This is a genomic window from Paenibacillus vietnamensis, assembly GCF_020169515.1.
Classification (GTDB): Bacteria; Bacillota; Bacilli; order Paenibacillales; family Paenibacillaceae; genus Pristimantibacillus; species Pristimantibacillus vietnamensis.
This window is the reverse complement of the sequence record NZ_JAHMHW010000001.1, coordinates 141399-167842: the sequence shown is the minus strand read 5'-3', so window position 1 is coordinate 167842 and position 26444 is coordinate 141399. Positions and strand designations below refer to the sequence as shown.

The window sequence follows — 26444 nt, the reverse complement described above, 5'->3', positions numbered from 1 at the left end:
CCGTAAGGTTCCAGGCATTTTAACCCTTCACCGAGCCTATCATCGTACCTTTCTCGAAATATTTCAGCAAAAACGGATACAGTACGAGCACCGGCAAGGAGCATACAATGACCGACGCCATCTTCAGGCTTTCCGGAGCCGGCGGGATTAAAGCCGTTGCCGTCGTAAACGGATCCAGCTTGTTCTCGATGAGAATTTGCCGCACCACCTGCTGCAGCACGAACTTCGACTGGTCGGTGACATACAGCAAATTGTCCATGAACGCGTTAATATGATGAACGAGCGACCAGAGTCCGATGGTGACCAGTGAAGGAATGGACAACGGAAGCATGATCCGGAACAAGATTCTCATGTCCCTTGCTCCGTCGATACGGGCCGCTTCGACCAGCGCATCCGGAATGGACCGGAAAAACGAAATCATAACCAGCACCTGGAAAGCGTTGGCCGCCGTCGGCAGCACATAAACCCAGATCGAGTTCAGCAAATGCAGCTCTTTGATGAGCAAATAGTTTGGCACGATACCCCCGTCGAAAATCATCGTGAACAACAGGAGCAGCACCAGAATTCGCTTCACGGGAAAATCGGGACGCGACAGCGGATAGGCTGCGCAGACGGTAACCAGCAGCGTCAGGCAAGTGCCTGCCGCCATCCGGAACAGCGTATTCAAATACCCCGACCAGATGAACGGATACTCCAGCAGCTCATGGTAAGCCCTCCATTCGAAATCCCGCGGAAAAAAATGGAATCCGCTCCTCAGCGCTTCCCCGCGGCCGCTGAAGGATACCGATACAACGTGGATGAACGGATACACGACGATCAGCGCAAGCGCCGATAAAACAACGTAAATCATAACGGGGGCGATACGATCCTGCCATTTTTTTGCCTTCATGACTGATTTCCTCCTGCATCTACCATAATCCGTTCTCCCCGCGGCTCAGCTTTCTCACGGTCAGATTCGCACCTAGAATTAGCAGAAGTCCCACCAGTGACTTGAACAGGCCGATGGCCGCCGTGTAGCTGTACTGGAACTGCTGCAGACCGACCCGGTAGACGTAAGTATCGATAACATCGCCGGTTTCATAGGTGACCGGGTTAAGCAGATTAATAATTTGTTCGAAATTCGCGCTTAAGAAGCCTCCCAGACTCAAAATGAACATGATCGCAATGGTAGGCATAATCGACGGAATGTTGATCCGGATGATCCGCTGCCAGCGGTTCGCCCCGTCGATGATGGCCGACTCCTGCAGCTCCGGATTAATTCCCGATAAAGCGGCGAAGTAGATAATCGAGCCCCAGCCCAAATCCTTCAGGATCGCAGAACCCACGACAATGGACCGGAAATACTCCTTCTTGCCCATGTAGAACACAGGCTCCTTTCCGAACCATCCCGCGATATCGGCTACAACCCCTGAAGTCGGCGATAAAAAGTAGATGATAAGGCCCGACATGATGACCCAGGATACAAAATGGGGCAAATACATCGTCGTCTGAACGAATCGCTGGAAATACCGCGACCGGACCTCGTTCAGCAGGAGCGCCAGAACGATCGGAGCCGGAAAGGCAAAGAGAAGCAGGTACAGGTTCAGAAGCAGGGTGTTTTTAAGAAGACGGTAAAATTCTCCGTTTTGAAACAATTCTTGAAAATGATGGAACCCAACCCACGGACTTCCCCATATTCCGTCCACAACCCGGAAATCCTTGAATGCAATGACGACCCCGTACAGCGGGCCGTATTTGAAGATGAAAAAAAATACAAAGGAAAACAGAAACAGCGTGAGCAGCTCTCCGTGCTTTCGTATGGTTTTCATGCTACACTTCCTTGAAATCCGGACCGGCGGCGCCGCAGCATCCTCCTTCGGACCTTACGGTGCCGCCGGAGCCGGATTATTTTTTGAATTGCGCCTCGTACATCTCATTGGCTTCCTTGGTCAGCTCGTCTCCGCCCTTGGCCTTCCACTCCGTTACAAATTTATCGAAATCGTCGAGAGGGATCTCGCCGCTGATAATCTGGGCGAAGTACTTCTGCATAAGCGAAGTCAGATCCGCCTTGTATTTCCCGTCGGAAGGCAGCGCCGAGAACAGCAGCGCATCGGTCCAGCGCGGAGCGGAGGATAAAGCTTTGATCGCTTCGTTCAGCTCCGGATTGGAATATTTCTGCCGGTACGCCTGCGTCGTAATGTTGCCGAGCGAGAAGAGACGGATGCCTTCCTGGTCGCGCTGCTCCTGCTTCTCGAAGCCGGTCAGGAACTTGGTGGCTCCGGAAGCCGCCCCGCTCTCGACAAAGTCCCAATGGGTTCCCTTCACGCCGAGGCTCGTCATGTTGATCGTTTCCTCATCGCTGCTCGCCGCCTGCAGAATCTCGAACAGCTTCTCGAGCTTCTCCGGCTGGTCCTTCACTTTGCTTCCGATGACGACAAAATTGCTCTTTACTCCCCAGTCCCACGAGCCGTCGCCGCCCGGACCTTGCGGATTGTTAGCGAGCACCAGCTTGGCATCGGGATTCAAGGCCTGCATTTCCGTCACGGTCGTAGAATCCGGGAGCGCGCCCTTGCTGATCTGCTCCTCGATGACGCCGATCCGGTTATTGTAAAGCTTCTTGCGGTACGAATCCTGCGTATCGGTAATGAATTCAGGATCAATGACCCCGTCGGCATACCACTGTCTCAGCTTGGCAAGTGCTTCCTTCGTCTCAGGCAGAACGGAGCCGTTCACAATTTGCCCGTTTTTCTCGTGCCACATCGTCGGCTCTACACCGAACGCTCCGAAGATCGAATAGAAGCCGGAGGACCAGGTGGAGGTTGCCGTGCCGGTCAAGCCGTACGTATCTTTTTTGCCGTTTTTGTCCGGATCCTTCTGCGCAAACGCATAAACCGCCTGCTCGAATTCATCCAGCGTCTCGGGATTTTTCGTAATGCCGACGTTATCCAGCCAATCCTTGCGCCAGAGCATCGCCAAATCGTAAGGCTTCAGGTCGATGAACATCGGGATGGCCCACAGACTGTTATCGAATGTAACCGTTTGGAACAGTGCGCTGTTTTTTTCTATATCCTTATAATACTCGGGCATCTTTTCCTTCAGCATGTTCGGATCGAGGCTCATCAGGACGCCTTGATTCTGGTAGGCCGCAACGTTGGCGGGATCGCCCAGCATAAAGATGTCCGGGATTTCTCCGGATGCGATGCTCGCATCGGTCACCTTGACCGGCTTGATCTTCACATTAAATTTCTCCTCCAGCCACTTCTGAACCGCGGAGTCGTTAACCACTCCGGCAGCCTGGAAGTGAATGCCCCATGTAATTTCCACGGGCTCGGATTTGACCGTTTCATTTGCGCCGGGGCTTGCGCTTGGGCTATTGCCCGGCTCTCCTGTATTATTCCCGCCGGAGCTGCAGCCGGCGAGCAGAGCAGCGAGCAGTCCAGCCGTCACGCTTGCCGATATAATCGTATTTGTTAATTTCTTGCGTCCCTTCTGCAAAACAATCTCCCCCTATTGACGTATGGTGGACCGCATCCTGACGCTTACTCCCGGCCGGGTTATGGGAGCGGTTACAACTCTTACGATAGCCTTCTTCTTGCCGGTTCACAATCCTTTCTTTCGATTCTTTTTTATGTTTTTGGCTCATTCAGCCGCTTAGAGCGCTTTATGTTATTCCGTTTTTCCTATGTTTTTCGGGCATCCTCTTTCCGGCAGACTCATCTGTGATATAATTTCCCTATTAGCGCGTCTGCAGGCCGCATGATTTTGTAAGCGTAACCATAGAGAAAGGGGGAGTGAATACGATGCCGGGATCCCGATCGGTCAAACATAATACGATGTTCGTCAAGCTGCTGCTTTCCTTGACCGCCATTGCCGTCATCACCGTCGTTCTCATCGCTACGGTCACTTACTCGATCTCGGCGGACAACAGCATTCAGAACTCCATCGAGTATAACGAATCCATCCTCGCCCAGCAGCAGCAGCTTATCCACAAGGAGCTGACCGCAATCCAAAATGCCGCCATCGGCATGATTATGACCCAATCGTATCTGTACCATACGAGAAACGGCAAATTAACCGTAAGCTCCTTAATTGATTTGTCCGACTTTGTGGAGGAGCAGAAAAAGATCAGTCCCTATATCGATTCCATCTATTTATATTACGACCCGCTCGAGCTTGTCCTGACGTCGCGTCCTGAGGTTAAGACCTCCCCTGTCTCCACCTTTGCGGACAGCTCTTGGCTGGACGTCTGGAAGCAGAAGACGGAATCCCGCACGGTGTGGGTCACCGGGCGTCCGAATGGCTTCGTGCCGGACCGTCCCGCCGCCAGCCTGCTCCAGAAAATGCCGCTCATCGGTCAGGTACAAGGCGCCATCGTCATCAATTTGAATCTGGATAAGCTGTTCGGCGACTATTTAAGCCATTATCATAATAAAAAAGGCGCCACCCTCGTGCTCGGACCGAGCTCCGAGAGGCTGTATTCCGAAGCGGCTGCAGAGGAGTCGCTGCCGCAGCAGGTAGACCTGAAACGTCTGCAGGCCGGAAGCGGCTCCTACATCGACGCTTCAGACCGGATCGTCTCCTATACGACCTCGGAGCTGACCGGCTGGAGGTTTGTTGACATTACCGAACGCTCCGTCCTTCTGGAAGGAATGGGCCGCATCAAAGTTATTGTATTAACCGTTGCGGTGACCTACATGGCGGCCGCTTTCGCCATCTCCTTCTATTTGTCGAGAAGATTGTACCGGCCGCTCCAAAGCGTGATCTCGTATATCGGCGCCACCGAGGCGGGCCGGCGGGACGAAGCAGGCGGCACCCCGCCTGCGGGTGACGAAGCAGGCTTCATTCGCCATATGTTCGAACAGCTCGTCCGCAATTGGGAGACGCTGGTAACGGAGAAGCGGAAGGTCGACTCCCTTCTTACCGATAACCGTACGGCGATTAAGGAGAAATATATGAACGATCTGATTCAAGGCGGAGGCGGATTCGCTCCAAACGGCGAAACGGAGCAGGCGGCTGAGCTTCTGGGGCTGCGGCTGGATTTTGCCCGGTTTGCCGTGCTGACCCTGGAGCTGGAGGAGCCTTATCCTTTGAAAGGGCCGGATGGCATCTTCCATTTCCACCTGTTCCGTTACGGGCTGATGGAAGAGCTTGGAGCCGATATCGACGGCGAGATCTTCGCCAAGGATGACAAGAGGACGGTGATCCTCCTCTCGGTTCCTCCGGATGAAGACGAATTCCCGCTGGAGCAGGCCAAGAAGCTGAAGCAGCATGTGCTCGCCAGGTACGGCATGTCCGTGACCATTGCCGTCAGCCGGATTTACGCCGGCGAGCAATCGGTCCGCGTCGCATTTGAGGATACGATTGAAGCGCTGAACCTGAAAATTTACATTGGAAAAGGTGAAATTTTACCGTACTCGATCCTGAATGACTGGAAAGCCGAGGAAGAAGCTTACTACTATCCGTATGAACTGGAAACGAAGCTGCAGCAGGCGCTGCTGCAGGCGGACGGCGAGGAATGCGCCGGGACGCTCCGGCAATTGACCCGAACCGTGATCGACAAAAAGCTGAGTAAGGCGAATATTCAGCAGCTGTATTTCCAGCTGAGCGGAGAAATTGTGAAGACATTGGTTCAAACGCGGGGCGATATGTCCGCGGTGTTCGGCGACCGCCCGGCTTACGCGGATGCGCTGGCGCGCGCCGAGACGCTTCCGGATATGGAGGCGTGCCTGCTGGACATGTGCGGCAGAATCGTCGCTTTCCACAAGGAGAAACGTACCAGGATGACGGATGTGACCCTCCAGCTGGCGACGGACTACATGGATGCGAATTTCAACAAAAATATTTCCGTCGATACGGTGGCGGAGCATGTGCAGCGCAGCTCCTCCTATTTAAGCCGCATCTTCAAGGAATCTACGGGAATGACCGTGGGCGATTATTTGATCCAGCTCCGCATCAGGCGGGCGATGGAGCTTCTGACGCAGCCGGGGCTTTCGATCGAGGAGATATGTGCGGATATCGGGTATGCCAACGTGAGCTACTTCAATAAAATCTTTAAAGCCCGAACCGGGCTAACCCCCGGGCAATACCGGCAGCAGCAAGCGGCCGATAAGCTTCTTGCCCAGGGCAGGGAACAAGCGTAAACGGCTATCGCTACGCACGAACCGTTAGCTGCATCTTTGCGCAGCTCGGTTCTGTGCCGTCATTTGGCGGCATTAGCTCACGTTTCGCGGTGAGATATAGGCGTCAGTATAGGAGTGAAACTTATACTTTCCTATAACTTAAACAAAAGAGACTCCCGCGGAACAGGAGTCTGCTTCATAATGCCTATCTAGGATTGCGCGGCATCCTCTATGCCGGATGGCAGCTCCGCCGCCGGCCGGTTCGACCGGTATTCGCCCGGGGTGACCCCTACTAGCTGCTTGAAGCGGCGTATAAAGCTGGACACATTGTAATAGCCGACCTCCTCGGCAACCGCTTTTAACTGCAGCTTGGTGGAGGTCAAGATGACTTTGGCTTTTTCCATTCTCATGCAGGTTGTATACTCCAGCAGCGTCTGCCCCGTCCGGTCCTTAAAAAATTGGCCCAGATTGGGCAGCGCAACTCCGAAATGCTCGGCCATGCCCTGGAGCGTAAAATCGCATCTATCGTAATGGGCCTGCATATATTCCAGAATCGCATCGAGCGAACGGGGATCGAGCGCGGCTCCCTTTGCTTCCGGCGCTTGCTGATTCTCGAAAGCATGGCACAGGTCGATACTGACGGCATTAATCAGATTTTCAAATTCATCGATCGTCTCCAGCCGCTCCAGGGAGAAGATGTCGGGATAACGGTCCGGCCCTTGCTCTTCCTGCAGCCCCAGCTCCCTCCATACTCCGTTGATCAGCCGGATCATCTCGAAGCACAGCCCTCTGGCTACAATGAGAGGCGGCTGCTTTTCTTTAATATAAGCCACGAGCACGGACAAATGGCTTTGGATTTTGACGGTACTGCCCTCCCGGATCGCTTTCTGCAGCTCTTCCATCTCCGAATGAGGATAATCATCCTGGTCATTGCGCATAGGGATGCGCTCGTAATGGATGACCCTGTTCACGCCCTGAACAAAGCGGTAGCCTAAAGCGGTTTGCGCCTCCAGATAGGACTGGGGGATGCCCGGAATTTCAACCCTCGAGCCTACACCGACCGTAACCGGCGCTTGCACCAGGGCGTTCAGCGATTCGCGGAATTGCTGCAGTCCGGTTTCCGTTTCCTCCTGCGTCACCCCGTCCGTCAGCATCATAAACACATATTTGTTCGCCTCGGAATGCTCCACGCCGTAAGCCCGGCAGCTGTCCGGAAAAAACCGCTCCATCTCTTCAATCTCAGGCAGCTTCTTCGCTCCCGAATCGGCCGGCAGCTCGACGATGGCGACACGCATCGTTGAGCTTAAAATCGGGAATCCGATCTCCTCCCCTTGCTCCAGTATTTCTCCAATCTCGTCGTAATCTCCCCGGAGCATCGTCAGAAACAGCTGGCTCCTCGCGGCGAAAGCCTGATTTTTAACCCGCTCGTCCAATTCTTGGTTATGAAGGGCGAGCCGGTTAAGTACATCGCGCACCGTATCGAGCTCGTTCAGGTTCCTTTCAAGGTGGGTAAAGACCCGGATGCTGTCCTTTCGGAGCTGATGAATCGGCTTATAGTTCAGCAGCATGCTGATATAAATCAAAGCCCCGCCGAGCAGCACCAAAGCCGCTACGCCGTAAATGTACCATTTCTGGGCTTGCTCGACCTTTTGAAGCACCTGATTGACGGGCAGCAGCGTTGCATACTTCCAGCCGGATTGCTTGGATTCCATGTAGAACAGATAATATTGTTTGCCTTCAACGGTCACCTTCTGGTCGTCCTTCAAAGACTCTTGCCCGACAAGCTCCGATACGGCTTGCTTCGAAGGTCCCTCCTCGGCCGCGATTCCCGTTACCAGCCTGTTGTTCTGATCGAACATCCACATCGACCCGGCCGCAGTGTCATAAGCGGACATAAGCCGGTGAATGGAATATTCGTCGATGAGGTAAACAAGCGTCCCGAAGGACTGCTTCCGGTTCGGGTACAGCGGAACGAACATGCGCAAATATTTTTTCCCCGTCATTTTGTCTGTCGTCGGCGGAAGAACGGTTGTTTCCACGACTTGGTTAAGATTGTCCGTTAATTGTTTTTCCGATAAATCGTCAAATGTATAGATTTGCTTCGCCAGAACCGGAATGGTATACACGCCGCTGCTGGTAAAAACAGAATTTTCATCTTTGTAGTAAAGCCAAATTTCATGGATAAACGGACTTAACCGTTGAAAGCGCTTAAGTTCGCGGGTAATCCCCCACGACTTATAGCCCCAATGATCGGATATCCGGTAAGGAGTCAAGCTGTTGTCTTCCGTGAGCAGCTGACGGGTCATATCTTCAATCCATTTCAGCTGATCGTCCATGGAATAACGCACTTTATCCAGACTGTTCAAATTGCCGGAGATCACTTCCTCCTGCAGCTTGTCTACAAACAAATTGTTGACGACAAGCGTCAATACGGTAATTGGAATCATAAGGATGATCAGGTAAGAAGCCAAATACTTTATAAAAAAACGGTATGCATTTGCCCGCATCTACATCCCCCTTGAACGTTCAAATGGGCACAGGCTGGAAACGTCATCCGTTCCCAACCTGCTTCGTTCATTTATCTATTCTGATAACGGTCATATGCTGCTTGGTAAATCTCGATCGCTCGTTCGATGTTCATTTTCTTTAAGGTTTCCGTATAAGTGCCGAAATTGTCCAGCGGCTCATTGCCCATAATGAATTTTAACAGCATTTCCTTCATATAGGTATCCGCTTCGCTCATAATTTTGCTAATTTCCTGGCTCTCTTCCCCTTTGAACAGGAGCGGCGGAAGCAGGAGAGTCTTGTCCGCATTGAACCAGCGCTCGTTCGCTTCGCCCGCTTCAGGATATTGCAGCTCGAAGGAAGCCCAAGCATCGTAGCTCATCACCTTCACCATACCGGAAGTCGGGTAGGCATAACGCGAAACCGCTACCCTCGCCTCATAGGTCGGGTCGTTCATCACGGCATCCGAAAATTTCTTTTTGCCGTTCTCTACGACATAGCTCTTGCCTTCGACCCCCCAGTTTTGCAGGTCGCTGCCTTCCGGACCGATCATATAATCGAGAAGCTTGATGACCGTTTCCAAATCCTTGGCCTGCGAGCTGACCACGGCTCCTTCAAGCGGAACGTATTGAGCCAATTGTCCCGCAGCGCTGTAGGATTTGCCTGCCGGCCCGACCGGAGGCGCGACGCCGACCAGTTTAAATTCCGGAATCGTGCTTTTCAGCTGGTTTTTGTACGTGTTGATCCCCGTAATCGTACCGCCGTAAGCGCCAACGATGTTGTTGGAGAACTTCGCCTCGAAGCCTTTTTTGTCCGTCGCGGCGAATTCGCTGTCGATAAGCCCTTCGTCATACCATTTACGCATCGTAGCAAGGTAATCCTTGAATACGGGATCGTAAGGGCCGTACGTAACCTTGCCGGTCTCCGGATGGATCTGGAACGTAGTCAGGAGACCGTACGCCGTACTGAATGAGGTAATGCTGCCCATTCCATTCTGATCGCCTAACGGAATTTCGTCGTCCTTGTTACCGTTACCGTTCATATCGTTGTCTTTGAACGCTTTGAGCGCCGTATACCATTCGTCAATGGTCGTCGGCATCTTCAGCCCTACTTGATCCAGCCAGTCCTGCCGGATCATCGTGCCGCTCCAGGCGTTCCGGCGAAGATCCAGATTAATCTGCGGGAACTTGGCGATGGTGCCGTCATCCAGCATAACCTGCTTCTTGATCTCGGGATGCTCCTCGAGAAGCTTCTTATAATTCGGCGCGTATTGATCGATCAGCTCGTTCAAGCGGATCGCGACGCCATCCTCCACCAGCTTGGCGACCCCGCCGGGATAGCCGCCCGGTACGTAGATAATATCCGGATACGTACCGGATGCGAGCATAATATTAAACTGGGACAAATTGCCGGTGTCATTATCCTGAAAGTCAATTTGGACATTCGTGCGTTTCTGAATTTCTTTGTAGGCTTCTACATCCCCGTACCCTTTCAGCTCGGGGATTTTGCTGCTGAATTTACCGTTCCAAAGGAAGCTCACTTTCTTCGTATCGGTACCGGTTGTCTCCGCGCTGCTCTCGGGCTGACCGGACGAATTGCTGCAGCCGGCGATAACCGACACGGCCAAAAGTCCGGCAAGTGATAGTTTAACATATTTTTTTATTCTCATGTCTCATTCCCCCATTGTTTCATCTTAAATGACATCCATTACCCTTTAAGCGCTCCGATCATGACACCTTTGGTAAAATATTTCTGGATGAACGGGTATAAGACCAAAATCGGTAAGGTAGCGACGATAATCGTGGCGTACTTTACCACTTCCCCGAGAAAAGGATCTCCTGTTGTCGTAGACAAATTGGTCGTATCGGCCGTGCTGTTCTCGATCAAAATCTCTCTTAATACTAGCTGCAGCGGAAAGAGCTCCCGGTCCCGCAAGTAAATCAGTGCGCCTGTCCATGAATTCCAGTGTCCGACCCCGTAGAACAGCACCATTACGGCAAGCAGCGGAACGGACAGAGGAAGAATAATTTGGGCAAACACCCGCAGCTCGGATGCTCCGTCCATTTTGGCGGCTTCCTCCAATTCATAGGGAATCGACTGAAACGAGGTTCGCATAATGATCAGGTTCCAGGTCGCAATCAGTCCCGGCACGATGAGAGCCCATCTTGTATCCAGCATGCCGAGGCTCTTGACGAGAATATATCCCGGAATCAATCCCCCGCTGAAGAACATGGTGACGACAACCATCATCATCATATGTTTTTTCCAGTACAAGTCTCTTCTGGACAAGACGAATGCAAACAGTGCTGTGAAAAAAACATTAAGCAGGGTGCCGACTACCACATAAAAAATCGTATTTTTATACCCGGAGATGATCATCGGGTTCTTTAGAACCAGCTTATAGGCATCCGTAAAGAAACCTTGCGGTCGCCATAAAATCCCGCTGTGCTTGACCAGCTCGGACGGAACGCTCAATGAAGCAAAGACGACATAAAGGAAGGGGTACAGCGTTACGACCATCAAACCACACAAAAACAAGATATTGGCTACATCAAAAAGTTTGTCACCCAAGCTGCGCTTGATCATACCGACCTTCCTTCCTTACCATAGACTTGTATCATTGACTTTCCTGCTGATCCGGTTGGCCAGAATAAGCAGCATAAAGTTAACGATCGAATTGAACAGATTGACTGCCGTGCTGTAGCTGTAGTTCGCCTCGAGCAGCCCCCTCCGGTAAACGAAGCTCGATATGACATCGGCCGTCTCGTAGGTTTGTGAGTTGTATAGCAGGATGACCTTCTCGAACCCGACGTCCATCATGCCTCCAATCCGCAAAATCAACAAGATGATAATCGTCGGCATAATACCCGGCAAGGTCACATGAAGCACCTGCTTCCACCGGTTCGCCCCGTCCACAGTGGCTGCGTCGTACAATTGGGTATCGATGCCCGACAAGGCGGCGAGATAGATGATAGAGCCCCAGCCTACTCCCTGCCAAATTCCCGAGCCGATGAAGATCGTCCGGAAGAGCGACGGATCGAGCAGCAAATTTTGCGCTTCCACGCCGAACCAGCCCAGGATCATATTGAACAGACCGGACTTCCGGGAAAAATCCACGATCATCCCGCAGATGACAACGATAGAGACGAAATGCGGCAGGTATGTAACCGTTTGCACGACTCTCTTAAAGTTTGCGTGTTTGAGCTCATTCAATAACAGCGCCAAAATAATAGGAGCGGGAAAAGCAAACAGAAGCTCATAAATGTTAATGAGTAGAGTGTTCCGCAGCAATCTCCAGAAATAGAAGCTTTGAAAAAACTCTGTAAAGTGGTGTAAGCCAACCCACGAGCTTCCCATGATTCCTTTCACCGGCGAGTAGTCCTTGAACGCGATAATAACGCCATACATCGGAGTGTAGCTAAAGATAAGGTAATAAGCAACTCCGAACAGACCCAAGAAGTACAAGTATTTGTTTTTCTTGAAATCCTTACGAAGCATAGCCAGGTATGCGGGTAAGGAAATCGTCCGTCCTATTCTTCTTGCTTTGACGGATAGATTCATCTCAGTCATTGATTGTGTTCACCTCCCATTTGGTGTTTTATGTTGCAAGCCGAATATAGCATCTGGAGGAAAGCGCCTTCAATGCCCAATACTTATGTGCAGAATTTATAACGTATACAACTAGCGATGCAGCAAGCTGATACCATGATTATGCCGGTATCAGCTTGCTGCATTGCTTAAACCCGTTACCTTGTGCTTAAAGCAGCTGCATGCTTCAGCAGGACGTCAGCCGCAATTTCGGACAGATGTTTGCCGCGCTGTGCCCTAACTTCATTCTCAAAGCTTGTCATGTTCCCATTTTCCAGTTTCTGTGTCAAACTGTTTGCGATACCCGCGCTGCTGATTTCTCCGCTGTTCAAAAATCTTTCGATCAGCGCAATCATATCGCTTATGCTGGTGAACGTCTTCGGAAGAACCGGCGTCATCGTCGGATCCCAGCCATCCGTTCCCTTCATCATCAATGGAATCGTGTACAGGTTCGCTTCCTCTGGTGTCAGCTGCTTTGACCAGGCCGCTCGGGCTTCGGCAGCCGCCCCCGGCCCGGAGTTGTTGAATTCGTAATACCTGGCGGTCTTTTCATTGTCCGGTCTTCCCCAGTTGTTCCAGCCTTTGTCGTGTACGATTCCCTCCATTTCCGTGTTCATGAAGAGAACCTGGGCGAACGGTCTCCATGGACGTCCCAAATATACGTCCCCGATTCCATCTGTACCCGTGATCTTACTGTTAATGAACAAAAATCCGTAGGTCTGGCTCTCCGGGGTGCTGGCTGCGGTAACGTACCCGCCGGAACGGACATTGTGAATAACGCTCCTGTCAAATACCGCGATTCCCGGCCCATAGATAAAATCTACGGCGCCTTCGATATAGCTGTTCTCCACATAAACCCTTTTACCGGAATTGTTCACAAAAAAAGTATCCTGATAGCCGATCATACGAACGTTGTTGAAATACGCCCGGTCTCCCTGGAGATCCAGCGCGACCGCCACGCCCTGCGACCCCGCTCCGTTCGCGAAAGTAAGGTTCTCGGCCGTAAAATCATCGGATTCGACGGCGGTAGCTCTTTCATTAAATCCGGTGCCTGTAATCCCGGTATAGGTGATGATCGTATCTTCCTTGCTCTCGCCGATAAAACTGATCGCTTGTTTCGTTTTCGGAACGGTAACCTGCTCCTCGTAGATTCCATTACGGATATAGATAACCTTTCTGTCCGTATTGCCCTCGGGGATGGAATCCACCGCCGCTTGAACGCTCGCAAACATGCCGGTGCCGTCCTTGGCGACAACGATCACTTCAGCAGGCGTTGCTCCCCGCGGATATGAGCCGACACCCGGACCATTTTTATTCACTGATTGAACCGAATAATAATAGGTTTTGCCGGTTTCGACATCGGTATCGGTGAATTCGGGCTGCCTCAGATCGGTGACGATGACGGCCCCTTCCCCGCTTCTAGATTTCGAACGCTTGATTTGGTAAGAAGATGCCCCTTCCACAGCAGACCAGGACAGCTCGACGCGGTCTTCTGCCGCGGATAATTGAAGATCAGTCGGTGCCTGTACCGTATTCGCCGGATACGGAATGACCTGAACGGAATAGGAATTCGCGCTGGAGGAGGTTTCGTTATGGGCGGAAACGACATAATAGTAGGCCGTCCCGTTCTCCAAGCCGCTATCCTCGTAGCTCAGTCCGGTTACCTGATCGGCAACTACCGTGTATGGGCCGCCATTCGTTGTGCTTCGCATGACGCGGTAGCTGGAAGCATCGGCAGCCGCATTCCACGAGATGAAAGCCGAAGCATCTCCGGGGCTCGCCTTGGCTCCCTGTGGGGACTGCAGCGGCGCAACGGGTCGCACTTGTATCACATCGGATTGCTCGCTTTCACCCGCGACGCTCGTAGCCGTCACGGTATAAAAATAGGTTTTTCCATTTACGAGATCCGTGTCCCTGAAAAAAGGTTCTTCCACGCTAGCTGCGTCAGCATAAGGTCCTTCCTCACTTTCGCTGCGCTTCACCGAGTAGCTTACCGCACGCTCCACCGGCTGCCAGGCAAGGTCGGCTTGCGTATGGCGGCCGAGTCCCGTAAGCCCCTTCGGCGCTTGAGGCTTCACTGCATTCACCGACGGCGTGACACGAACCTGATTGGAAGGATCGCTTTCGCCTAATTCACTGACGGCAGTAACCACATAGTAGTAGGTGGTTTCATTCATGACGGTCGTGTCCGTATACGTCGTACTGGACGCGCTCAGATCCGAAGCCACCGTCTCGTAAGGGCCCCCGTTTACCGTACTTCTTTTGACGGAATAGGTTAAAGCGCCGTTTGTCGAATTCCAGTCCAATTGAACCTTCCCGTTCCCTGGAATCGCCTGCAGTCCCTTGGGAGCGGCTGCGGGTTCTACGTACACCTTAATGTTGTCAAAATAATAAGTTCCCTTGCCGCTTCCGGGAGTCCGGCCAAACAAAGCGCTCCCCAGTCCCAATGTGCGCATATCGTCCTTGAATTCAACCCGCTCGGCAGCCAATACGTTGTCTACATAAATATCCATCGTGTTTGCCGCCGCGTTAGCAATGACCTTCAAATTGTACCAACGATTGTCTTTCGGCAGATTGGAAAGCTTCACGTCCTGACCGTTCTTGTTCTTATAGATCAGAGCGTACGAATCCTCCTGCACCGGCAATTGGGGCTTGCGAAACTCGAGAGCTATCGGCGTCTTCGTCCCGCCCGGATCCTTGATCTGGAGCAAAATCGAAGTGCCCGGGATCGCCGGAGACATAAAGTCGGTCTCCACCACGACCGTTCCCGTCTGCTTCGGGAAATTCAACGTAACCCCTGTGCTGCCCGCCGCATTATCGTAAATTTTCAAAGCCTTGGCGGACTCGTTTCCTGCGGAATTGTCAGGAACATTCTCAATGGTAACCGTATGGTCGACATCCTGTGGATCAGGGATCGCCGTGTAGCCGTCAGGCACCGAGCCGGCCTCCAATTTTTCGAAATCATCGTTCACATAATAAACGGTTTTCGGATTGTCATCGTTATTGGCTGTTAATTTCACGTTTGAAAATGTGGAGGTATTATATTTGTCCGTCTTGTTATTCACCTTGGCCGCATCTGCAGCCAAACCGACGTAAGCCTTCTCGGGCAGCTCTACGTTCACTGTCCCTACGGTTGTCCAGGCGATTCCATCCGGAGAGATCTGCGACGTGAATTGGTTGCCCTGGCGGACAAGCTTGATCCAATAAGGCAGCTGGAACTGCTGCTCCGGCTGAATTCTGGCCGTCTGTCCCCCATCGGCTGCGCGGCTAAGCGTAACGCCTCTTTTCCCTGTTCTGATGTATGGAACGACAAGGGAAGCAAACGCGGAATCGTCTTTCAGGCTCCCGCGGAACATGACGCCGGCTTCCGCTTCCTCATTGGTAGCGGTAACGCTTTCAACTTTTGCGATCATTTCGGCGTCTCCCGTTATTTCTTGATAGGCAAAATGGAAAGCATCCGACGTACCGCTCGTCCCGCCGATATCACCCGCGGACTTAACGGTCAGCTCTCCCGGAGCTTCGCCAAGCTGGGCATGACCCGGAATGCCCGGAATGCCAATATCGGCGGACTTCCAAGGCTTGATGCTTCCTTCGGTGTTCGCATGGACGACCACATTCGCCGAGAACGTCGAAGTGCCTGTGTCGTCAACAGCTTTTGCCGTCCAATAATGGGTCCCGTCCGCAATCTCCGTCCATTCGAAGCGGAACGGCGCGCTATCGTCTTCTCCAACCTTCTCTCCGTTACGATAAAACTCAACCTTTGTCACGGTCCCGTCTGCATCGGCAGCGGTTGCTTCGACCGTTACGTTCGAACCGGCCTTCACAATCGCGTTGTTAGCGGGCCCGGTAATGACAGCAGTTGGATTCGCCGAATCGTTTCCTGTGATGCCGTTTAGATACCGCTCCAGGTTCGTATATCCTTCCCCGTTTAACAGATTGCGGTCGCTGGGGTCATTTGGATCTAACCGCTGAGCGATTTCCCACTCATTAGGCATGCCGTCGTGATCGTCGTCTTCCGATAAAGATACAACAGGCTCTATAATCGGATATCCGCCTACCTCATTCTGGGAATTAATATGTGTTCCGGTCCCGTTGATGACATCGTTTACAACTTTAGCATCAATGGCATCCCTCTTCGGAAGGATGGCGCCGGCGCTCTGCATGACCGCTTCATAAGCCTGCCCGGCCGATTCGGTCGGCAGCGGATTGGGAAAAGGCACGGGAGAATCCAGCTTCACATAATCGGGATAGGTGTGAACGCCGGACCAATTATGCTCCGCCAGCTCCGGGTGCCCGTCCATTACATTGCCGTCGATATAGTAGCTCCCTGTCGTCTCGGCATTCATAAACCGGATGACTTCCGTTTCCGGGCCGGGTTTATAATAGTTGTTGATCATATTCGTAACGGCGCCCTTCCCCCCGTAAGAAGCGAAGAACCCCCAATTGTAGACGACATTGTTGCGGAAATCATGGGAGTTTCCGGCCGTGCTGTCAAATGCGGGGTTACGGCTGGAGTTATGAGCGATCAAGTTATGATGGAAACTGGTGTTTTTGCCGCCCCATATTCCGCCGTAGCCGTGTCTGCCTTTGACATGTCTGCTGATATGCATGGAGTTTGCGATGATGGACCACTGTACCGTAACATTTTCGTTGCCGTATGGGCTGAACACCTCGTCGACGGACCAGCCGAACGAGGAATGGTCGATGATGATGTCCTTCTTATACCGTCCGCCAAAGGAGTCCGCTTCGGTTATATTCAAATCTCCCAGACGAAACCTCATGTAGCGCATGATGAGATTGTTTCCTTCGAAGGTTGTCGGATATCCGATGACCGTAATCCCGTCCCCCGGGGCCGTTTGCCCCGCAATCGTCATATGATCCCCGATAATCTTCAAAGGAGATTTCAGCTCGATGACGCCGCCGACTTTAAAAACGACGGTCCGGTTCCCGGCACTGACAGCCTCGCGAAGCGAACCCGGACCGGAGTCGGCGAGCGTCGTCACTTCGTAGACATCGCCGCCCCGGCCGCCGGTCGTGTACTTTCCTCCGCCTTCAGCACCAGGAAACGCGGGCGTCTGCCGGGCATTCGCGGACTCCGTGTTCTCTGCAGCATAAGCCGCCCCGCCGCTGATGCTGGTGAACGCCATCGCGATAATAAGCATCTGCTTCAACCATTTTGCTCTTTTCAACTGCATGCCTCCTCATGAATTTGGTTTCGATACAACAGGTTGTAAATCGATCACCTCCTTTCATTTGTTTCCTTATGTCTTCAGCTGTGCATGATCACGGCATCGGCTTGTACAGGTACAATGATGTACGTTGCTCCTTGTTCGGTCGGAAACTCCAGGATATTGCCGCTGCGTTCCGCCGGCACGTCGCTTCCGTCCGATGACGTGATATGCAGCGGCTGCTCAGCATAAAGACGGAGCTGCTTCCCGCTCTCTGAAGTGATTTCTCCATTCGTGAGGCTGCTGCCGCTCCACTCGAGATCAATCCGGAAGCCCCCTCTGGCACGAAGCCCTGTTACGCGTCCTTCAGGCCATGCACCCGGCAGGGCCGGCAGCAGGTGGATATAGTCCAGATGGCTCTGCAGCAGCATCTCGGCGATTCCGGCCGTCCCTCCGAAGTTGCCGTCGATTTGGAACGGCGGATGGTTGTCGAACAAATTCGGTAGCGTTGATTTCCGCAGCAATTCCTTGGTGTGCGCGTAAGCCTGTTCGCCATCGAGCAGACGTGCCCAGAAATTGATTATCCAAGCGCGGCTCCAGCCTGTATGTCCGCCTCCGTTCTCCAGGCGCCGCACTAAAGCAACCCTGGCCCCTTCCGCCAGCTCCGGCGTCAAGCCCGGGCTGATCGTTGACCCCGGATGCAGGCCGAACAAATGGGAAATATGCCGGTGGCCCGGGTCCATTTCGTCGTAATCCGCCAGCCATTCCTGCAGCTGTCCGTGCTTCCCGAGCTTCATGGCCGGCAAACGGTCCAGGATGGTCTCCCATTCTTTGCGCAGCTCTTCATCCGTGTTTAATTGCGAGCTTGCTTCTATGCAGGCAGCTAGCAGCTCCGACAAAATTTGCGTATCCATGGCAGGCCCGTAGCATAACGTTCCGGATTCGCCGTTCGGCAGCCTGTACCGGTTCTCAGGCGAAACGGAAGGGTTCGTGACCAAATAACCCTCTGGGCTTTCCACCAAAAAATCCGTAAAAAACAGAGCGGATTCCCTCATCGTTTCATACGCCCTCTTTAAGCTGGTAAGATCCGGGTTAAATTTGTAGTGCTCCCAGAGATGAAGCGTCAGCCAAGCTCCCCCCATTACCCATTGAGTCGCAGGAGGATAAATATCCTGAGGCGCCGTATCCGCCCATATATCCGTGTTGTGATGAGCCACGAAGCCTCTGCAGCCGTACATCGACTGCGCTGTAACCCGCCCATTTTCTACCATTCGCTCAATAAGCTCGAATAAAGGCTCGTGGCATTCGGCCAGGTTGCAGGATTCCGCAGGCCAATAATTCATCTGCGTGTTAATGTTGATCGTATATTTGCTGTCCCAAGGCGGAGTCATCGAATCGTTCCAGATGCCTTGCAGGTTCGCCGGCAAGCCGCCGGGCCTGCTGCAGGAAATAAGCAAATATCTTCCGAATTGAAAATACAGCGTGTACAAGCCCGCATCGTCCGCCCCCTGCCGTACAAGCTCCAGCCGTTTTGATACCGGCCACTGGCTTTTCTCCGCATCGGACGCCTCGGCAAGCTCAAGCTTTACCCGATTGAACATTCGCTGATAATCCTGGATATGTCTATCCTTCAACGTCCCGTATGATTCGGCTGCCGCTTTCTCCAGCAAACCATAGCAATACCGCTCCGGGTCCGGATTTCGAAACGTGGTGGCAGCGGCCAGGATGAGCGTTACTTGATCAGCTTGCTCTACGCGTAAATGCTCACCGATTACACGAACCTTTCCTCCGGAAGGAATGGCCTTTACGACGGCCGTATACTTGCCTTCGTTTATCCCCCCGCAAGGATTGGCCATCACGACCGTATCCGTCCCATAGCGGTAGGAGAGCTCCATATGCCTGCCTTTCTTCCGCTCAAACCGCGTTGTGAAGGTCAAAGCGCCCGGGCGATCCGCTTCGAGCCGGATGACCATCACCTGATCGGGATAGCTGCAGAACACTTCCCGGCGGAAGTTGACGCCTCCATATTCGTAAGAAGTTACCGCAACCGCACGGTCCAAGTCCAGCTCCCGCCGGTATTCGCCAAGCTCCCCTTCGGGATGGTCGAATTTGATCATCAATTCACCGGCCGTCATGTAATGCCTTTGGCTGCGCGGTGTTCCGGAGAAAGCCGCTTCCGCCAGTTCATGCGCTTCCTTCAGCTTCCCTTCGAACAGCAGTTTTCTGACTGCAGGAAGGTGATCCCGCGCATCGGGGTTGTTACGGTTTCTCGGCCCGCCGGACCATACCGAATCCTCGTTGAACTGGATTTGCTCCTGCTGCACGGTTCCATACACCATACCTCCAAGCCGGCCGTTGCCGACCGGCAAAGCTTCATCCCAGGTTGCGGACGGCGCATCGTACCACATCTGTGTTTCAGAACGTAATGACATAACATTCTCCTCTTTCTTATCATGAAATTGCAGACGGCATCCAAAAACGAAAAGAAGCAGGTGTCCCTGCTCTTTCGGTATCCGATCTATGCAGATCGGCTGCAAAGCGACAATATCACGATTTGGAAAGGGCTTACAATAAACATTATTTATATGCAGAATTTATGTTGACGAGCCCGGTTAAAGGGCTTACGTTTACACCCGAAACAACAAGATCATACTTAGAATTAAAACGGACCGATAAGAGGGAGTAAAAATGTTTAATAAAATCATGCTTTGGGCGTTTCTCCTGCTGCCATGGCCGACTTTACTATTCCTGGGCAAGAAAAGCGTAAAGAGATATATGCCCGTAGCCGTCTTCGTATCTCTGTTAGTCACCATTCTGTTTGAAGTCGCTCATTCACTTAAATGGTGGGTATTAATCGATCAGATCGTCCCTTGGGGCTACATCACGAATGTATCCTTTGTTTATGGAATATTTTTAGTCGGGACGATTTGGATCTTCCACTATACGTACCGAAATTTTTGGCTGTATCTTTTGGTGAATGCAGTAATTGACGGGCTGTTCATGTTCGTGCTCAGCAACTTTTTCGAAGGCCGAATTTACAATTTAGTAAACTTTAATCAATTTCAGGTATTCTTATTGATGGTAGGGCTATCTTTGGTCATTTATGGTTATCAGAAATGGCAGGAAGAAGTTTTTAAATGGTGAACGGCAGCCTCCGCGATGCAAATGAAAAAGTGACCGCGAGCAGCGGTCACTTTCCTTTTCTTATGCCGTACATGCCGATTCCAGGCCGTGTACCTGCAGCTTATATTGCACTGACAATCTCCTTATTTTGAAGCAGAGCTACCAGATATGCCAACGTCAAACCTTGGCCCCAGCCTTGCACCCGCTTCTTGGAAATCACCTTGTAATCGTCGGCTGAATACATAACAGCCGTACCTGCAGATACATTCCGGACCGATCCGTCTTCATCAATGTTTGCCTTGATGCCTTCATAAGCTTTGGCCATATAGTTCTGATGCAGCGGATGCGCATAGGTTACCAGTGCAGCGGCAATACCGGCGGATGCTGAGGTTTCCTCGTAGGAGGTCTCATCATTCAGTACCGTACGCCACAGCCCGTCCGAAGATTGCAGCCTGACGAGGGCGCTTAATTGATCGCCGAGAGCGCCTCCGAGCTGCATCCACATCGGCATAAAAGGATTCAGCATTTTATAAGCTTTTGCCATCGTGTAGGCAGCCCATGCATTGGCTCTGCCCCAGTAAATACCGGACAGATGATCCTGTCTGACATTATCCCACGCGTGATAGAACAAATTTGTCTTCGTATCTTGTAAGTATTCTTCATGCCAGTAAAATTGATTCAGCGCGTCGTCAATGTATTCCTTATTATCCAGTTTAAATCCAAGTCTCAGCAGGAAATAAGCGGCCATGAACAACGTATCCGCCCATGCTTGCTCCGGAAAGTCATTTTTGGACGATACCGTATGCTGGAAAACGCCTTCTCCGAAACGGATCGCATCCTTGCGCAAATATTCGGCTTTCATCAGAGCCAGATCCATGTACTTGGAATCGCCCGTAGCTTCGTGCAGGGTCAGCATCGTATGACCCATGGCACAAGAATTGACCATCAAAGTCGGAAGTCCAAGCTCCAGGTACTCGTCCACCCATTTGACCAGAAAATCGATATATTCCTGATTTCCCGTTACTTCCCAGGCTTTGGAAATTCCGTAAAAAGCTACGCCGCAAGACCAATTCCAAGTGAAATCCATATTCATCGTTCTGCGGACTACCCGGTCTATAAGCTCTTTTACTTCGTTTTCGTCGCATACAAATTTTTTCATGATTACCTCCGCATATGATTGCTTGATTCAACACCGTACTTGCTCTGATTTTAAGATTAACATGAAAATAGGATTGATTTCCCCGCATTTATGCACAAATATACCCTAAACACCGCCGATATTGATATAATAGGTGCACGAACTCTTTTAGCCGTGAAAGGAGCACTCCATGTCTGTTCAATCGCTTCCGGATATGCTGCACTTCGGCTCGATGAACGAACCGCTGTGGATCGAATTCGACCGGAGAATCGGCCGTCATTCCATGAATAACACCCATTACCATAAATCGTATGAGATTTATTATTTGTTTCGCGGGGAAAGAAAATTCTTTATCCGGGACTCCGTTTACCAAGTCCACCCCGGCGACATGGTGTTCGTCGACTCCAACGCCGTTCACAAAACGTCCGAGCTGAGCGAGCCCAATCATGAAAAGGTCGTTCTTCATTTTGCTCCGGCATACTTGTCGGAATTGTCGCCTGAGGATACGGAGCTGCTGCTGGCCCCTTTCTCCGATGCACATCCGCTGATCAGGCTGAACCTTAAGGATCGGATGTATGTGGAAGAGCTTCTCGGCTCTCTGCTTGGCGAGCTGAGCGAACGCCCCCCGGGCTATCTGCTGCACATTCGAAATATGATGATTGAATTGCTTCTATTTACGGCTCGCCACACGTTAAAACGCAAGGCTTTGCCGGATGTCGAGCTTACGCCGGTCCAGCGGAAGGTAACGGATATTATCCGCCACATTAATCTGCATTTTAGGGAACCTCTTCATCTGGACGACTTTGCCAAACAATATTTCATTAGCAAGGGTCACCTGTGCCGCGTCTTCAAGGAAGTGACCGGCTTCGGCTTTACTCAATACATCAATATCACACGGGTCAAAGAGGCCGAACACCTCCTTCGGGAAACGGACTGGAGTGTCACTCAAGTGTCGGAGTACTGCGGATTTGATAATTTTTCCCACTTCGGCAAAGTGTTTAAAGCGCTGTCAGGCTTGTCTCCCCGCGCTTACCGGAAACTGGAGCAAACCGGGAAAAGTGATCCGGCGGCCGAACGATAGCCCTTTGGTGTGCAGAAATCATGTGTCTTAGCCATATACTGGATTGTACAGCTGCCAACGCCAAAAAAGCTGAATTCGGACTTCATCCGAATATCAGCTTTTTTCTCATGATGATAAAAATGCTCATTGTACAGCCAGCACCAATGCTCCGGCTGCGCCGAGCATAAGAACGATGAATTGGAACTGCGACTGCTTGACTCGCGGGATAATATAGACGCCTGCGCATATGCCCGCCGCAATAGCCGGAAGCATCCATAAGTTGATAAGCAAGGATTGCTCCGTAATCATGTCCAGCTTCACGAAGAACGGCAGCTTGATCAGATTGACGGTTAAATAGAACCATGCCCCGGTTCCGATAAATACTTCCTTGGGAAGCTTCTTCCCGAGCAGATACATCGACATGACGACCCCGGAGACGTTTCCCACCATGGTCGCAAACCCGGCAAGCGCACCCATGGATGCCGTAAACATGGCGGACTCGGGAACATGGAGCCTGAACCTTCCCTTCCCATATTCCTTCAGCAGCTGAATGACGGCCAGTGCGAGAAGCATACAGCCAAGGAAACGGCGGAGCATGGCATCATCGATGACCGACAGCAGCATGTATCCTCCTGCTAGGCCGGCAAGCACCCAAGGGAGCAGCGGAAGCAGATGCTTCCAGACAACATGCCGGCGGTAAACGATCACGGCCGCAATATCAGCCGCGATCAGCATCGGCAGAAGCATGCCGACCGACTCTTTGGCCGAGAACGCCTGCATCATAAGCACGGCGTTGAATACGCCGAGAGTCGCAATTCCGGTTTTGGCGAAGCCGCAGCAGAAGGCCGCGGCTATGACGATGATGATCTGCAATACGTTTAGTTCGCTCATCGTTTACGTTCAGGTTCCTATCCGTTTAAACCTCTGAACCTGCCCGGTGATGGCGATTTCCGTAGGCAGACGCTCCACGCTGGAAGCCCCGAAGAAGCCGGATACTCCCCTTGTTCGGCTAAGCACGTAAGCGGCGTCTTCGGGCTCGGAGATCGGTCCCCCGTGACAGATGACCAGCACGTCCGGATTGACCGATTTTCCTGCATCGCTGATTCTCTGAACGGCGTCCACCGCTTCATCCAGCGTCAATGCCGTTGAGGCTCCGATGGAGCCCTTCGTCGTAAGCCCCACGTGAGCGACAAGAACATCCGCGCCGGCTGCGGCCATCTTTCTCGCTTCGTCTTCATTAAATACGTACGGCGTCGTCAACAGACCCAGCTCATGGGCTTTGCCGATCATCTCTACTTCAAGGTCGTAGCCCATTCCCGTCTCCTCAAGATTTTGCCGGAAGATGCCGTCGCACAGCCCGACCGTCGGGAAATTTTGTACCCCGGTAAACCCCATTTCCTTCAGCTGCTTCAAGTACACGTCCATCACCCGGAACGGGTCGGTCCCGCACACGCCGGCAAGAACCGGCGTGTCCTTCACGATCGGCAGCACCTCGGCAGCCATCTCGACGACGATTTTGTTCGCGTCCCCGTAAGGCATCAGCCCTGCGAGCGAGCCGCGTCCCGCCATCCGGTAACGGCCGGAGTTATAAATAATGATCAGATCGGCTCCGCCCGCTTCCGCGCATTTTGCCGACAGCCCGGTGCCTGCACCCGCTCCGACCAGCGTTACGCCCTGCGATACCTGGCCCCTTAATCGTCTCAGCGATTCTTCTCTCGTTATCGCCATGGCTGCTCCTTATTCTCCGACCGTTTGCCGGTCGGCCGATGAATAGGCGATAATCATCCGGCATGGTTCCCAGCTCGTCACCTTTGCATTATGCGGAACGCCTCGCGGAATTCTAAGCATCATCCCGGGCTCGAGGCGGAACGTTTCGTCGCCGAGCGTATGGTCACATTCTCCGGAGAGGACAAAAATGATCTCCTCGCAATTCGGGTGTATATGCCGGTTATTTTCCTGGCCTGCGTCAATATATACCATGCCGAAAGTCATTTCCGCTTCAGGATCAATCTCCTTGCCGCAAAGCCACTGGATTTTGCCCCATCCCATATCCAGCACCCTGCTCTCATCTTGCTTGCGCAAACTAGTAATTGTAGCCATAGTCTCTCTCCTTTTTATTTGATTTTAGAGCTGCGGTTATTCAAAACTATGGATTGGTCAGCTTCAGCCTCGCCTTATACGCATCGTTGATTTCCTGTGTAATTTTCTTGTAATTCGGATCGTTCCGGATATCCGCGATCAGCTTATCCCAATCCTCGATCGACGCCTTGCCCATAATGACCTGTGTCTTCATATCCGCCATCTTTTTCGTATAGTCGGCGCCGAGCTTAAGATCCGTCTCCGACACGAGTCCAATCGCGACGTCCGGCTTGGCGACTTTGGACCGCTCGTCTATTACCTGTTTGTTGCGGTCGAAAATTTCCTTCGTCATGCCCGGCGCATACGCATACATGTAAGGATCATAGCGCATAAACAGCTTGCCGAAAGCGCCTACGCCAACGCTGTCGGCCACAGCCTGATCGGTCGCCACCTTCATGCCGTTCTCCTCGTTATAGTGAACGCCTTTGATGCCGTACAGGGACAAGGTACCGCCTTCCTCCGACGCCCCGAAGTCCAGCAGGGACAAAATTCTTTTAAGCTTCTCCTCCGAAACCTTCTTCGGAATGGCGAGTACGCCGATATAGCCGCGGTACTCCGGCGCGTAAGGTCCGTCTTTGTAGGAAAGCGAGGACATCGGCATCCAGTCGACCTTAGGGTCACGCTTCCACTGGTCGAACGTCCAGCGGAACTGCGCTTCGATCGTCTCCGCGGTCGCGCCGGCTCTGCCTGTCGTGGCCAGATCCCAGAACTGACTGTCCTTCATTACCGAAAAGTCAGGCGGAATGAGCCCTTCCTCATACAGCTTCCGCTTGAACAAAATAGCTTCGCGCATGCCGGGATCGAAGTTGGCATCGATCAATTCGCCGCCGACATCCTTCCAGCGCCCGTTCGAGTTGGTGAATACGCCATCCAGCACCTCGTGGCCGCGCATCGTATAGCCGTACGTGCCTTCTTTGCCGTCGGGCTTCTGTTCCTTGAAGGCTTTGAGCATATTGTAGAAATCGTCCACGGTCTTCGGCACCTCAAGCCCAAGCTTGTCGAGCCAGTCCTTGCGGATGTTGGTGAACACGAAGCCATTCAGCGGCCGCGCTACGGGAACGACATAATTTTTTCCGTCGATCGTCGTATTGTTCCATACCGACTCCGGATACGTCATCAGGTTCGGATACGATTTCAAATACGGCGTTAAATCCCAGAATACGCCCTGTTTGACCATCTGCTGAAACAGCGGATTGGTGACGTCGTTCAGCTTCAGAAGATCGGGCAGGTCGCCGGAGCTCAGCACCACATTCAGCCGATCGACGTAGTCGGTCCAGTTGGCCCCCGATACCCAAGTCATATCCAGCTTCGTATTCGTTTTCTTCTCAAATTCCTTGATGACCGGATTATCTGCAGACGGCGGCTGGGAAATGGTAAAATCCGACATGATCTTGATGGTGACCGGAGCTTCCTGTTTGGCCGAGCCGCCGCTGCCGGCGGAATTGCCGTCATCCTTAGAACCGCTCGTATTTCCTGTATTGCCCGAGCAGGCCGTCAGACTCGACCCGAGCGCAACGAATAGCGCCATGGCAGCCAGGGTGCTTTTTCTTTTCCTTGCTTGGAAAATTTCCATGATCGTCGACCCTCCGATTTGTTCGAATGCTTGAATCGCGATATGCCGGCAC

The 26444-nt window shown here is 52.4% G+C and carries 17 protein-coding genes; 3 read left to right on the top strand and 14 right to left on the bottom strand.

The window, feature by feature from the left end; all coding sequences use genetic code 11:
* Positions 1-19 precede the first annotated feature (19 nt).
* The 3 genes from KP806_RS00640 to KP806_RS00630 all read right to left on the bottom strand — a co-directional run bounded on the left by KP806_RS00640 (position 20) and on the right by KP806_RS00630 (position 3474).
* Positions 20-889, bottom strand: coding sequence for a carbohydrate ABC transporter permease (locus tag KP806_RS00640; RefSeq protein ID WP_224721625.1), 870 nt, complete (start codon positions 887-889; stop codon positions 20-22).
* Positions 890-908: 19 nt separating this feature from the next.
* Positions 909-1808, bottom strand: coding sequence for an ABC transporter permease (locus KP806_RS00635; protein WP_224721624.1), 900 nt, complete (start codon positions 1806-1808; stop codon positions 909-911).
* 76 nt (positions 1809-1884) lie between these two features.
* A complete protein-coding gene (locus tag KP806_RS00630; protein ID WP_224721623.1) occupies positions 1885-3474 on the bottom strand; it encodes an extracellular solute-binding protein in 1590 nt (529 codons plus the stop codon).
* A 305-nt stretch (positions 3475-3779) separates the two neighbouring features.
* On the opposite strand from KP806_RS00630, the gene KP806_RS00625 reads away from it, so the two are divergent.
* Complete coding sequence (locus KP806_RS00625; protein WP_224721622.1) at positions 3780-6119, top strand: helix-turn-helix domain-containing protein; 2340 nt, start codon at positions 3780-3782, stop codon at positions 6117-6119.
* A 188-nt stretch (positions 6120-6307) separates the two neighbouring features.
* Here the strand turns inward: KP806_RS00625 and KP806_RS00620 are convergent, their stop codons facing one another.
* The 6 genes from KP806_RS00620 to KP806_RS00595 all read right to left on the bottom strand — a co-directional run bounded on the left by KP806_RS00620 (position 6308) and on the right by KP806_RS00595 (position 19791).
* Complete coding sequence (locus KP806_RS00620; RefSeq protein ID WP_224721621.1) at positions 6308-8605, bottom strand: helix-turn-helix domain-containing protein; 2298 nt, start codon at positions 8603-8605, stop codon at positions 6308-6310.
* Positions 8606-8676: 71 nt separating this feature from the next.
* Positions 8677-10272, bottom strand: coding sequence for a type 2 periplasmic-binding domain-containing protein (locus tag KP806_RS00615; RefSeq protein WP_224721620.1), 1596 nt, complete (start codon positions 10270-10272; stop codon positions 8677-8679).
* Between the two features lie 38 nt (positions 10273-10310).
* The gene (locus KP806_RS00610; RefSeq protein WP_224721619.1) at positions 10311-11189 is read right to left on the bottom strand and encodes a carbohydrate ABC transporter permease; all 879 of its coding nucleotides are present in this window, start codon (positions 11187-11189) and stop codon (positions 10311-10313) included.
* Between the two features lie 15 nt (positions 11190-11204).
* Positions 11205-12164 carry an ABC transporter permease gene (locus tag KP806_RS00605; RefSeq protein WP_397376351.1) on the bottom strand — a complete coding sequence of 320 codons (960 nt, stop codon included), beginning with the start codon at positions 12162-12164 and terminating at the stop codon, positions 11205-11207.
* Between the two features lie 185 nt (positions 12165-12349).
* On the bottom strand, positions 12350-17380 hold the full coding sequence (locus tag KP806_RS00600; protein ID WP_224721618.1) for a pectinesterase family protein: 5031 nt from the start codon (positions 17378-17380) through the stop codon (positions 12350-12352).
* 80 nt (positions 17381-17460) lie between these two features.
* Entirely contained in the window at positions 17461-19791 is a 2331-nt protein-coding gene (locus KP806_RS00595; RefSeq protein ID WP_224721617.1) for a glycoside hydrolase family 95 protein, read from the bottom strand.
* A 256-nt stretch (positions 19792-20047) separates the two neighbouring features.
* Between KP806_RS00595 and KP806_RS00590 the strand changes: the two genes are divergently transcribed.
* Positions 20048-20503, top strand: a complete 456-nt coding sequence (locus KP806_RS00590; RefSeq protein WP_224721616.1) for a hypothetical protein — start codon at positions 20048-20050, stop codon at positions 20501-20503.
* Between the two features lie 100 nt (positions 20504-20603).
* Here the strand turns inward: KP806_RS00590 and KP806_RS00585 are convergent, their stop codons facing one another.
* The gene (locus KP806_RS00585) at positions 20604-21641 is read right to left on the bottom strand and encodes a glycoside hydrolase family 88/105 protein (RefSeq protein WP_224721615.1); all 1038 of its coding nucleotides are present in this window, start codon (positions 21639-21641) and stop codon (positions 20604-20606) included.
* Positions 21642-21810: 169 nt separating this feature from the next.
* Here KP806_RS00585 and KP806_RS00580 point away from each other — a divergent pair, with 169 nt between their 5' ends.
* Positions 21811-22701, top strand: coding sequence for a helix-turn-helix transcriptional regulator (locus KP806_RS00580; RefSeq protein WP_224721614.1), 891 nt, complete (start codon positions 21811-21813; stop codon positions 22699-22701).
* Between the two features lie 123 nt (positions 22702-22824).
* On the opposite strand, the gene KP806_RS00575 is transcribed toward KP806_RS00580, so the two are convergent.
* Genes KP806_RS00575 through KP806_RS00560 form a run of 4 tightly spaced genes read right to left on the bottom strand, consistent with a single transcriptional unit; the run spans position 22825 to position 26392 of the window.
* Positions 22825-23571 carry a sulfite exporter TauE/SafE family protein gene (locus tag KP806_RS00575; RefSeq protein ID WP_224721613.1) on the bottom strand — a complete coding sequence of 249 codons (747 nt, stop codon included), beginning with the start codon at positions 23569-23571 and terminating at the stop codon, positions 22825-22827.
* Between the two features lie 9 nt (positions 23572-23580).
* A complete protein-coding gene (locus tag KP806_RS00570; protein ID WP_224721612.1) occupies positions 23581-24408 on the bottom strand; it encodes a phosphoenolpyruvate hydrolase family protein in 828 nt (275 codons plus the stop codon).
* Between the two features lie 9 nt (positions 24409-24417).
* Positions 24418-24780: a cupin domain-containing protein gene (locus tag KP806_RS00565; RefSeq protein WP_224721611.1), complete on the bottom strand. Its 363-nt coding sequence runs from the start codon at positions 24778-24780 to the stop codon at positions 24418-24420.
* Positions 24781-24826: 46 nt separating this feature from the next.
* Positions 24827-26392: an extracellular solute-binding protein gene (locus KP806_RS00560; RefSeq protein ID WP_224721610.1), complete on the bottom strand. Its 1566-nt coding sequence runs from the start codon at positions 26390-26392 to the stop codon at positions 24827-24829.
* Between the last annotated feature and the right edge of the window lie 52 nt (positions 26393-26444).